This is a genomic window from Xanthomonas sp. Leaf148 (assembly GCF_001423585.1).
In the GTDB taxonomy this organism is placed as follows: Bacteria; Pseudomonadota; Gammaproteobacteria; order Xanthomonadales; family Xanthomonadaceae; genus Xanthomonas.
This window is the reverse complement of record NZ_LMOP01000011.1, coordinates 165384-176865: the sequence shown is the minus strand read 5'-3', so window position 1 is coordinate 176865 and position 11482 is coordinate 165384. Positions and strand designations below refer to the sequence as shown.

The window sequence follows — 11482 nt, the reverse complement described above, 5'->3', positions numbered from 1 at the left end:
TCAAGCCGCCGTTAAAGAACTTTTAGTCCGTTGAAGAATTCTTTAAGCGCACCGAGTCCGCTGCGCGAAAGGTTCAGCTTCAGATACGCGGACCGTCCAGCCGATTTGCGCCACGGTCGACGACGCGCGGGCCTGCATCGGCCGACAGCACGGACGCCGCAGCTGCGTGCACGCGCAACGCATCCGGCACGCGCATCGACGCTTTGCACACAGTGCTCCCCACGGCCCGGGGCAGGTGCTCAGCCCGTCGCGCTGCCTGGAAAGACGATGCGCACGCTAAACCCACGCCCGCTCAGACCAGGCCCGGTCTCGATACGTGCCTGGTGCAGATCCGCGATACCGGCGACCAACGACAACCCGATGCCGCTGCCGCGGACCGGAGTGCCGGCCACGCGGTGGAAGCGGACGAAGATCGCCGCGCGTTCCGATTCGGGGACGCCGGGCCCATCGTCGGCAACCTGCAGAAACACCTCGCTGACGGTCTCTGCACCGTCTTCGCTTGTCGCATCGGCGATATAGCCGCAGCTGATCAGGATGTTGCCGCCCTCCGGCGTGTAACGCATTGCGTTATCCACCAGGTTGCGTAGCAGGATGCCGATGTCGTCCACGTTGCACGCAACGACACAGCTGTGGATATCCAGATACAACGCGCGCCCGTTCTGTAGCGCATTGACCTCGAATTCCTGTGCGATGTGATGCACCAGCATGCTCAGTTCGGTCGGTTGATGCATCGATGCGCTCCGCCCCGCGTTCAACCGCGCCAGATCCAGCAGTTGCTCGGACAAGCGGGTGCTGCGCTTGGCCACGCGCAGCAGCTTCAGTAGTGCTTGATTCTTGCTTTGCAGGTCTTGCGCGCCCAGCGCGATTTCGGCCTGCGCCTGCAGTGCCGATAGCGGCGTGCGCAGCTCATGCGCGGCGTCGCCGATAAAACGGCGTTCGCCTTCGATCGCCGCATCCAGCCGCTCGAGCAGATGATTGAACGACGCCACCAGCGCATGTATTTCGCGCGGGAGTTTGGACAACGGCAACGGGGCGAGGTCCAGGCTCTTGCGCCGCCGCAACGCCTTGCCCAGCGCTCTGACCGGCTGCAGCGAGCGGCGCACCACGCACCACATCACCACGCCCGCCACCACCACCAACACCGTGGCCAAGGCGAGCGCGTGCCACGCCTCGTGGCGCAGGTCCGCATCCACCACGCTCTGTGGGTTGCCGACCTGCACGCTGACACGGCCGGTTCTGTCGGTGACCGAGTACACCCGCCAGTGTTCGCCCTGGATGAGGGTGGTGGCCGCCCCATCGGTAAACGATGGCTGCAGCGCCGAATCGGGCGCGCCAGGCGTGCGCGCCACCATCATGGTGCGGTCGATCCAGACCTGGAACACCAACTGTTCGCGCGCACCGGTGAAGGTGTCCGGCAATTGCAGGCCCGGACCGGCCCTCTGGTCGAACCTGCTCTTGGCCGGAATGGTGATCAGCATCTGCGTGGCGATGGCTTCGAGCTTTTCGTCCCACGTACTCTTCAGATTGAGCGAGAGCAGCGTGAGCACCAGCGCGATGACCGCGACCCAGCACAAGGCGATGACGCTGACGATCACCATGAACAATTGCGCAGTGATGGATTGCGGTCTCATCCGGTCGGCTGCCCCACCACGTAACCCAGGCCGTGCACGGTTCTGATCAGGTCCTCGCCCAGCTTGCGCCGCAACTGATGGATGAACACCGCAATGGTATTGCTCTCCAGCTCGCTGGTCGGTCCGTACACCAGGTCCTGCAGACGGTCGCGGGTCAGCACATGGCCGGGGCGTTCGATCAACGCCAGCAGGGTGCGGTATTCGTGTGCGCTCAACACCACATCGACACCGGCCTTGCTCACCGTGCGGCGACTCCGGTCCACCTTCACGTCGCCGAAGCTGAAGATCGGCACCACGCTGCCCTGGCTGCGCCGAATGACCGACCGCACGCGCGCCCACAATTCGTCGAACTGGGCCGGCTTGACCAGATAATCGTCGGCACCGGCGTCCAGACCGACGATGCGCTCACTCAGCTGCCCGCGTGCGGTCAGGATCAACACCGGAGTGGGGTCGCACCGGGCGCGCATGCCGCGCAGCACCGACAGCCCCGACTCGCCGGGAAGCCCCAGATCCAGCAGCACTGCCGCATACGGATGATCGATCAGCGCCACGTGCGCCCCAGCGGCATCCACGACATGGTCCACCTCCCACCCGCCCTGTTGTGCGCCATCGCAGATGGTGTCGCCCAACATGGCGTCGTCTTCGACAAGGAGCAGCTTCATTCGGTGCTGGTCGGTAGGCACTAGGGGGCCACAGCATCCTGGAGTGGGTTTAATTCTGCATTAAGCGGCCCGCGATGGCGGCTGGATTGGGCAGCGTCGTGCGCGGGCAGGGCAGTTGCGTCCTGGCAATGTGCCTGTCGGTGCCTGTCGCAGTCAGTCGACAACCGACACGCTTGCGCCAGGAAAGCGGCGGTATGCAGTCAGGCCGGCGAAAACGCCAGCCACAACCCGCCACTGCGGTCGATCGGCTGCACCGCCTTGCGCTCCAGTCCGCCATGCCCCCCGCCCGCTGCAGGTGCCAAGTCCTGCGGTAGGCTGGGGCGTCGCATGCCGGGACATGTTCACGACAGGTCGCGGGTGTAGAAGGACCGATCCACCGGGGCAGGAGCGCAACCATGAAGGTGCTTTTGATCGAGGACGAGCCCGAGATGGCGTCTGCCATCCGCGACGTCCTGGCAACGTACAACATGATCGTGGATCACGCCCCGACCTTGGCAGCGGCGGCCAGCGCGGCCGCACTGGGCGCGTTCGACGTGATGATTCTCGATCGGCAGTTGCCCGACGGCGATGGCTTGCAGTTTCTCAAGACCCTGCGCGAGCAGGGCAATGTCACCCCCGTGCTGGTGCTCACCGCGCTGGCCGAGTTGTCCGAACGCGTGGTCGGCCTGGACATCGGCGCAGACGATTACCTTGCCAAGCCCTTCGCGGTGGAAGAACTGATGGCCCGGCTGCGCGCACTGGTCCGCCGGCCGGCGCATTTGCAGACAGATATCGTCACTGCCGGCAACCTGTCCTACGACTTCGTCAATCGCACCGCCAGCATCGGCGGCGAAGCGCTGGATCTCAAGCGCAGGGAGTTGCTGGTGCTTGAAGCATTGCTCAAGCGCGTCGGACGCATGGTGCCGCGCGGCACGCTGATGCAGGCGGTGTTTTCGATGGACGACGACGTGCAACCGAATGCGTTGGACACCCACGTCTCGCGGTTGCGCCGCAAGCTGTCCGATGCGGGTAGCGCGCTTGCAATCAATGTGGTGCGCGGCGTGGGCTACATGTTGAGTGTGAGCGCATGACCTACAAGCCGCCGTCGTTGCGATGGCGTCTGGTGCGTGGCCTGGCCGCCGCGCAGACCGCCATGATCGCGCTGGCCGGAGTCGTCATCTTCGTCCTGGTCATCCAGGCCACGATGGAATTTCCCAACGGCAACCTGACCTACGAGTTGCAGACCCTGGAAACGCTCACGCGGTCGGTCGCGCACGACCGCGCGGGTCGGCTGTACATGCGCCCGAGCGCAGACATGTCCGAGCTGCGTGCCAAGTCGACCACGTTGTGGTTCATCGTCACCGACAAACACGGGCAGCGCCTTACGGAGGGAACGCCGCCAGCGGGCATCCAGCCGGCGCTGTCCGCACTGCCGTTGGTGGAGTCGGCAAGCTTCGATGTGGGCGGTGCCAGCACCACCGACACGCGTGCAAGCGTGGCCTGGGTGGAGTCGGATGCCGGGCAGGTGCAGATCGCATTCTGGGCACGCGGGCCGGTGAGCACGTGGGAACTGCTGCGGCTGGCCTCGCCGGTGCTGTGGCAAACCCTGTTGATCATTGCGCTGGTCTCGGTGTCCACCATGCTGGTGATGCCGCTTGCGGTGAAGCGCGGCCTCAAGGGGCTGGACAAGGCCGCGCAAGAGGCCAGATCGATCGATTTTCATCGCACCGGCATGCGCCTGGGCCTTGACCAGGTACCGGCCGAAGTGGCGCCCTTCGTGCAGGCCATCAACGACGCCCTGGCGCGCCTGGACACTGCGTTGGCCAAGCACAAGCGGTTCATCGCCGATGCCGCGCACGAACTGCGCACCCCCGTGGCGATTCTGACCACGCGCCTGTCCGCGCTGCCGGCCAGCCCCTTGCGGACGCGGCTGATGGAAGATGCCGTCCGCCTCGGCGCGCTGACCGGGCAGCTGCTGGACATCCAGCGGCTCGACTCCGACACCATCGTGTTTTCGCGTCTGAATCTGGCCACGATCGCAGAACGCGTGGTACTCGATCTGGCGCCGCTGGCATTCGCCGCAGGCTACCAAGTGGCGTTCGAGACCGATGCTGCGGTGGTGCCTGTCGATGGCGATGAAGTGTCCATCGAGCGCGCACTCACCAACCTGATCCAGAATGCGATCAGCTATGGCGGGCGTCAGGGAACGATCACGATCCGGGTCTCGGCAGCAGGCACCGTGGATGTCGCCGACGAAGGACGTGGGGTCAAGGATTCCGAGCGCGAACGCATCTTCGAGGCGTTTCATCGCGACAGCAAGGACGGCCGTGGCGCCGGCCTGGGACTGGACCTGGTGCAAACCATCATGCGGCACCATGGCGGCAGCGTCCTGCTGGTCCCGGACACCGCAGCGGGTGCCTGCTTCCGGCTGGTGTTTCCTGCGGCGGTGTAGTGCCGGCATCACTACGCTGTCTTGCCTGGACATGACCGCAGCGGGGCTTGTTCATCCACGTCACCGCACCGCACCGCACATCAGCTGCGCGCAAGCGCCTTGATCGGATCCAGGCGTGCCGCACGCCGTGCCGGCAGAAAACCGAATACCACGCCGATCGCTGTGGACACGGTGAACGCGCCGATGATCGACCACTGCGAGAACACCATTCCGAAACTCGGGCTCACCCAACCGACGAGGACGCCCGCACCCAGTGCCAGCGCCACGCCCAAGGTGCCGCCGACCAGACAGACCAGGGTCGCTTCGATCAGGAACTGGCGCAGGATGTCGGACTGACGCGCACCCACCGCCATCCGCACGCCAATCTCCTGAATCCTCTCGGTCACCGACACCAGCATGATGTTCATCACCCCGATGCCGCCGACCAGCAACGAAATCAGCGCGATGGAGGAAATCAGCAGCGTGATGGTGCGTGTGGTCTGTTCGACGGTCTTGCGCACGCTGTCGGAATTGGACAGAAAAAAATCCCGGCGCCCATGCCGTTGCAGCAGCAGCGTGTCGATGCCACGCTCAGCCACCGCGCTTGGCACCTGCGTCGAGACACGCACCGTCAGGCTGCGCACGCGTGCATCGCCGGAGACGCGCGCCATCACCGTGGTGTAGGGCAGCCACACGTTGAGCGAGGTGTCGCCGGCAAACCCCGAGGTCGGCCTGGCAGTGACGCCAACGACCCGCAGCGGCACCGATCCCACCAGAATCACCTTGCCCAGCGCCGATGCGCTGCCTGGAAACAGCGCACGTTGGGTCGCCTGGTCGATGACCGCCTCCGGCGCCCTGGCCTGGATCGCATGCGCGTCGAACCCGCGCCCCTGCGCGAATGCGTAGCCACGCACCCGGAAAAACTGATCGCCGACGCCGGTGATGCTGGCGGCGACATCGTGGCGCCCATAGCGCAGGCCGGCGCTGGTGGAGATCGAGGGCGTGGCGCTGTCCACGTACTCCAGCTCGGCGATGGCGACCGCATCGTCGGCACTCAACGTACGCACCGTATCGGCCGCACGATCGCCGATGCTCGCCCCCGGCATCACTTCGATCGTATTTGTGCCCAGCGCATCGATGTCGGACAGGATCGACCGCCGCGACCCTTCGCCGAGCGCAACCACCGATACCACCGACGAGATGCCGATGATGATGCCCAGCATGGTCAACAAGGTCCGCAGGCGATGGTTGAACATCGAGCGCAGCGCCATCTGGCCGGCTTCGGCAAAGCGCCCCAGCAGGTCTGCCAGGCGCCCCGCTCTATCGGCGACCACGGCGTCCTTGATCGCGGTGCGAGGGGTCGCCGGACGCAGCTGGCGGTCGGCCACGATCTGGCCGTCGCGGATCTCGATGATGCGTTGCGCATGCGCCGCCACCTCGGGGTCATGCGTGACCAGGATGATGGTGTGACCTGCCGCGTGCAGCTCCTGCAGTACCGTCATGACCTCCTTGCCGCTGGCTTGATCCAATGCGCCGGTCGGCTCGTCGGCCAGAATGACCTCGCCGCCATTCATCAGCGCGCGGGCGATCGACACGCGTTGTTGCTGCCCGCCAGACAGCTGCCCAGGCCGGTGGTGCAGCCGTGTGCCCAGACCCAAACGCTCCAGCAAGGCCTGCGCGCGCGCGCGGCGCGCACTGGCCGCGGTCCCGTTATAGATCGCAGGGATTTCGACATTGCCGATCGCATCCAGCTCCCCCAGCAGCTGATAGCGCTGGAAAATGAAGCCGAAGTGGGCACGCCGCAGACGCGCCAGGCTGTCCGGATCCAGTTGACCAATGTCCTGCCCGGCGACCTGGTAGCTCCCGCGCGTCGGGCGATCCAGGCAACCCAGGATGTTCATCAAGGTGGATTTGCCCGAGCCCGATGGCCCCATGATGGCGACCATTTCCCCGGCGTGGATGCGCAGCGTGACATCACGCAGGATCGCAACGCTGCCGTCGGCAGACGGAAACTCTTTGCAAAGCGCGCTCACTTGCAACAGTGCGGGCATGACGCAGGCTCCAATGATGGATGTGGGCAGGCGGTGCATGAGCGCCTGCCCGTGACAACGCGACGACGCATCAAGGCGTCTGCGCAGGCATATCGAGATCGCTGGTGATCACCCTCTCGCCCAGCTCAAGGCCTGCGATCACCTGTGCGTTGATGCGGTTATTGAGCCCCACACGGATGCGGCGCATCTGCCGCCCGCCATCGGCGGTCAGCACGTGGACCACATAGCTTCCGTCGGCGGTGCGCTCGCCCAGCGCACCACTCGGGATGAGGCGTGCAGCGCGTGCGCGTGCCAACACGATCGTGGTCTGCGCGGTCATGTCGATGCGCAAGGTGCGATGCGGATTGGGCACATCGAAGATGCCATTGAAGTACACCGCATTGGACGCGGCACTGCTCGCCTGACCCGCCACGACGCCGGAGGCATCGCTGGCGATGGTGGTCGGACCCGGCTCCAACGCAGACAGCACCGCGCGATAGCGGGTGTCGGGCTCGCCCAGCAAGGTGAAATAGACGCCCATCCCGGCCGATACCCGGGTGACATCGGCTTCGGAGATCTGCGCCTTGACGGTCATGGTGTCCAGACGGGCGAGCTTGATGATGGTCGGTGCGCTCTGGTTGGCATTCACCGTTTGTCCCTGCTCGGTGACGATGGCCACCACTTCGCCATCCATTGGCGCCACCACGCGTGTGTAGCTCAGATTGAGCTCGGCGGTGCTTGCCGCGATCGTGGCTTGCTCCCGCTCCGCGCGTAAGGCCTGGATGTCTGCCCGCACCGTCGCCAGTGTGGCCTCTGCCGCCTCGGCATCGACCCTAGCCACCGCATCATCTGCCATCAAGGCGCGCTGGCGACGGTCCGCCAGGGTGGCCTGACGCAGGCTGGCCAACCGTGCCGTCAACCTGGCGTCGGCGCTGCGCACTTGCGCCTGTGCGGTGCGCAGCGCGTTCTGCTGCGGCAACGCGTCGATCTCGGCGATCGGCTGCCCTTTCTTGACCGAGTCTCCAAGTTTGACGTGCAGGGCCACTACCTGGCCGGTGACCTGCGCGCCAACGCTCACCAACTGCGAGGCGTTGATCCTGCCGGTCGCCAGCACGGTCTCTTCGATATCCCCCAGCACCACCGCCGAGCTAGCCACCTGCGGTGCAACCGGTGCAGGAAAAACCTGCGCCTTCACCAGCCAGCCGACGAACAGCGACAGCACCACAATCGACCACCAACGGTAGCGCCCTAGGCGCTGCAACCACAGCATCGAGCGGCTCATGGCGCGTTGCCTCCCCGCGTGGGTGCCTGCATCCATTCGCCACCCAGCACGCGATAGGCGGTCACCAGGTTGCTGTCGCGTAACAGGGTGGTGTCCAGCAAGGCCTGCTGCGCCGCATACAACGCACGCTCGGCATTCAGCAGGTCCACCAATCCGGTCTGCCCGCGCTCGTATCTGGCGGCGGCAATGCGCGCCTGCTTGCTTGCGGCGTCGATCAGTTGTGTCTGCGCCTGCAGTCGCACAGCGATGCTCCCGCCGATGGCCAACGCATCGGCTACATCGCGGAACGCGATCTGCAGCGTCTTCTGATACTGCGCCTGGGCGATTTGGGTATCGAGCTCGGTCACCTTCAGGTTGGCGCGGTTGGCGCCGTGATCGAACAGTGGCACCGCTGCGGAGGCGGCGATGTTCCAGCCACCTCCGCCAAGCAGCGTAGATAACGCCGTGCTGGTGTTGCCGTAGCTGCCGGTCAAGGCAATGCGGGGGAAGAATCGTGCGCGCGCAACCCCGATATCGGCATTGGCGCCGATCAGCGCATGCTCTGCGGCCATGACATCGGGGCGACGCAGCAGCAGTGACGACGGAACCCCTGCCGGCAACGGTCCGTTGAGCGACAGTGCTGCATGACCACGCGCGTCGGCATCGGGCAACAGCGTCTCGGGTACCTCGGCACCGACCAGCAGGGTCAGCGCATTGCGATCTTGCTGCAGCTGCGCTTCCAGGCCAGCCTGCTCGGTGCCGATCTGCGCCAACGCGGTGTCCGCCTGCGCCAACTCCAGCCCGCTGATGGCACCCTGGTTGTAACGGGCCAGTGTCAACTCGTACACCCGTTGCAGATTCCCCGCGGTCTTGTTCACCAACGCAAAGCGTTGCTGATCTGCATCCAGTCTCAGCCATGCAGTAGCCACTTCGGCGATCAAGCTGAGCGAGGCACTGCGTCGATTCTCATCGCTCTGAAGAACATCCTGCAAGGCCGCTTCTTTGAGATTTTTCACGCGTCCAAAGAAGTCCAGCTCATAGCTGGCAAACCCGAGCGATACCGAAAGTTGACCTTGCTGACGACTGGCATCGACGCCGTTACCGTCCAGTGTCACTGTCGGCAGCGTCTCGGCGTCACGTAACCGGTAGCTCGCCCTGGCGCGTTGCACATTGAGCATCGCAAGCGCCAGGTCCTGATTGCGCTCCAGTGCAAGCGCGACGGTATCGCGCAGGCGTGGGCTGGCGAACACCTCGCTCAGCGCCGTGGGTGCGAAACCATGTTCGGAGGTCGTTTGCTGTTGCGGGATCCGTGGCGGCGGCCGCACGTACTGCGGCGCCAGGTTGGCGCAGCCACCCAGCGCCAGCAACGCCATCGCATAGGCGATGTTGGCTGAAAGTCTCATCGTGTTCTCAAACGTCGTTATGCAGCGGTAACGTGCATCGCATGTGGCGCGTATCGAGGCGGCAGTGCGACAGCACAGGCAGGAGTCGGTTGCAGCGCATGCTGGCAGCGCTCTCTGTCGATAGCCTGTCTGCTGCCGTGTTTAGTCCACCGTTACCCAGTGCATTCAGCCAACGGCAGCCATCGTCGGTCGCGCGAGGTGTTCGTTACCGCGCAAGGTTGCGACGATGCATCGCTGCCGAGCTGTAGTCGATGCTGATGCGTGGCTGAACTTTCAATCACGGTTCGGCATCAACGACAGACTGCGGACAGATTGATGCCCTAGCCTTGTGATGCCGACTGCGTGTCATCCATCGATCGGATGACTGTTGCGTTTCGCAGATTGGCCTAACTCTTTCAACGCTGTGAGGATAGATGGCACGTTCGTATATGGCTTCGTTTCTTCGCGAATGGATCACGGCCCCCTGTTCCGTTGCGGCAATCCTTCCTTCCGGACGTGCACTGTCCTCCGTCATCACCTCCGAACTCTCGGAGCGTACCGGGCGGGTCCTGGAACTTGGTCCGGGTACCGGTGCGTTTACCCGGGCGATGATCGACAAGGGCGTGCGCGAAAAGAACCTCATCCTGCTCGAATACAACCAGACGTTTGCATCGCTGCTCACGCAGCGCTTCCCGCACGCGTCAGTGCTGCAGATGGATGTCACCGATCTTGAATCGGTACCTCGCTTCGATGGAGCCTGCGTCGATGCAGTGGTCTGCGGCCTTGGCTTCTTGAACATGCCAGCACATCAGGTGGCCGCCATCGTGCGTGGCGCCTTCCTGCATCTCAAACCGGGCGGCCGCATGTATCTGTTTACCTACGGCTTCAAATGCTCGGTGCCAGCGCACATTCTCGATGCGCTCGATCTGGAAGCCGTCAAGGTCGGGCGCACGTATTGGAACGTCCCGCCAGCGACGACCTATCGTCTGCAGCGCCGTGCGTACACAGGCTAGGCCACCATGCAGACCAACGACGTATTAACGCTGGTGTTGAGCTTCGGCCTGCCAGGCGTGCTGGCGATGTCCTACCTCGAAAAATTCATCCCGGTGATCCCCTCCTATCTGATGCTGATGGTTGTCGGCATGACTGCCGAAAGCATGCCGGCGCTGCTGGCGGTGTGGGCTATCAGCGTGGCCGGATCGGTACTGGCGACGGTCAGTTGGTACGAGATCGGCCGTGCGCTCGGTAACGATCGCGTGCGCGCCCTGGTACGCAACTACGGCCGTTTCGTGTTTCTGCGCATCGCTACTTACGACCGCCTTGCGCTGTCGTACCGCCGCAACGATTTCCGGGTCACGCTGGCCGGTCAGGCGATCCCGGTGGCACGGATCTATCTGGCCTTGCCGGCAGGCGTGATCCGGGTGCGCTTCTGGACCTTCCTGCTCGCTGCAGCGCTTGGAATTGCAGGCTACAACCTGTGCTTTCTGCTGGTCGGCTTCTGCCTGCGCGGAACCGGACATGATCCGCTGATCACCGGCATGGTCATCGCCGCAGCGCTGGTCGCATTGGAATGCGTGGTGTTCTTTTCGATACGCAAGAAATCGCGCGCCAAGTCGGTGAACGTCTAGTCGGCTGGCGTGTTCCGCCGCGGTGATGACATCGGCCCGCTTCGCTGGTTGCGCGCGGTGTCCTTGCATGCTCCGACATTGATGGCCATGCGTACTTAGGGTGCGATTTAGCGCTGCACAGCGCTCACGAGCACTGACGTGGATGAGCAAAGCGCATTGCAATGTATCGGCAGCACGCCGGACGAAGCGTATGACACGCATGCCGTGCAGTGATGCATGTCGTCCACCCGCATCGCTGCATGTCCAGCATGTGCTATCCGGGAAATCGAGGCGTATGCGCGATACCACGCCACGCGTTACCTGCCGCGTCTGTGCGGGAGCCGATCGAGTCGTCCGGTACACGCTCACAGATGGGATTCGTGAACGCATGCCTACCAATGGCAAGCGATCAAAAAACTCTTAAAACGTGATCCGCAGCGAATCCATAGGATCACTTCCAGCAACCTCGCTGCAGCACCGCCACCTCGCCATCGCATCC

The 11482-nt window shown here is 64.2% G+C and carries 10 protein-coding genes; 4 read left to right on the top strand and 6 right to left on the bottom strand.

Annotated features, from left to right (window positions below):
* Window positions 1-239: 239 nt before the first annotated feature.
* The 3 genes from ASF90_RS16500 to ASF90_RS24455 all read right to left on the bottom strand — a co-directional run bounded on the left by ASF90_RS16500 (window position 240) and on the right by ASF90_RS24455 (window position 2622).
* Window positions 240-1631 carry an ATP-binding protein gene (locus ASF90_RS16500; RefSeq protein ID WP_055852667.1) on the bottom strand — a complete coding sequence of 464 codons (1392 nt, stop codon included), beginning with the start codon at window positions 1629-1631 and terminating at the stop codon, window positions 240-242.
* The gene (locus ASF90_RS16495) at window positions 1628-2293 is read right to left on the bottom strand and encodes a response regulator transcription factor (RefSeq protein WP_055852664.1); all 666 of its coding nucleotides are present in this window, start codon (window positions 2291-2293) and stop codon (window positions 1628-1630) included. The genes ASF90_RS16500 and ASF90_RS16495 overlap by 4 nt, the downstream gene beginning before the upstream one ends.
* Before the next feature lie 200 nt (window positions 2294-2493).
* A complete protein-coding gene (locus ASF90_RS24455; protein WP_269079393.1) occupies window positions 2494-2622 on the bottom strand; it encodes a hypothetical protein in 129 nt (42 codons plus the stop codon).
* Between the two features lie 66 nt (window positions 2623-2688).
* Here ASF90_RS24455 and ASF90_RS16490 point away from each other — a divergent pair, with 66 nt between their 5' ends.
* Together ASF90_RS16490 and ASF90_RS16485 are read left to right on the top strand one after the other, a co-directional pair.
* A complete protein-coding gene (locus ASF90_RS16490) occupies window positions 2689-3363 on the top strand; it encodes a response regulator transcription factor (protein WP_055852661.1) in 675 nt (224 codons plus the stop codon).
* Window positions 3360-4724, top strand: coding sequence for a HAMP domain-containing sensor histidine kinase (locus tag ASF90_RS16485; protein ID WP_055852658.1), 1365 nt, complete (start codon window positions 3360-3362; stop codon window positions 4722-4724). Before ASF90_RS16490 ends, ASF90_RS16485 begins: the two co-directional genes overlap by 4 nt.
* A gap of 80 nt (window positions 4725-4804) precedes the next feature.
* Here the strand turns inward: ASF90_RS16485 and ASF90_RS16480 are convergent, their stop codons facing one another.
* The 3 genes from ASF90_RS16480 to ASF90_RS16470 form a co-directional block, all read right to left on the bottom strand.
* The gene (locus tag ASF90_RS16480) at window positions 4805-6754 is read right to left on the bottom strand and encodes a MacB family efflux pump subunit (protein ID WP_055852657.1); all 1950 of its coding nucleotides are present in this window, start codon (window positions 6752-6754) and stop codon (window positions 4805-4807) included.
* Window positions 6755-6824: 70 nt separating this feature from the next.
* Window positions 6825-8015 carry an efflux RND transporter periplasmic adaptor subunit gene (locus tag ASF90_RS16475; RefSeq protein ID WP_082473582.1) on the bottom strand — a complete coding sequence of 397 codons (1191 nt, stop codon included), beginning with the start codon at window positions 8013-8015 and terminating at the stop codon, window positions 6825-6827.
* The gene (locus ASF90_RS16470; RefSeq protein WP_082473581.1) at window positions 8012-9397 is read right to left on the bottom strand and encodes an efflux transporter outer membrane subunit; all 1386 of its coding nucleotides are present in this window, start codon (window positions 9395-9397) and stop codon (window positions 8012-8014) included. Before ASF90_RS16470 ends, ASF90_RS16475 begins: the two co-directional genes overlap by 4 nt.
* Window positions 9398-9825: 428 nt before the next feature.
* Here ASF90_RS16470 and ASF90_RS16465 point away from each other — a divergent pair, with 428 nt between their 5' ends.
* Together ASF90_RS16465 and ASF90_RS16460 are read left to right on the top strand one after the other, a co-directional pair.
* Entirely contained in the window at window positions 9826-10389 is a 564-nt protein-coding gene (locus ASF90_RS16465; protein ID WP_236699292.1) for a methyltransferase domain-containing protein, read from the top strand.
* A gap of 6 nt (window positions 10390-10395) precedes the next feature.
* Window positions 10396-11004, top strand: a complete 609-nt coding sequence (locus ASF90_RS16460; protein WP_055852648.1) for a VTT domain-containing protein — start codon at window positions 10396-10398, stop codon at window positions 11002-11004.
* The last annotated feature ends 478 nt before the right edge of the window (window positions 11005-11482 follow it).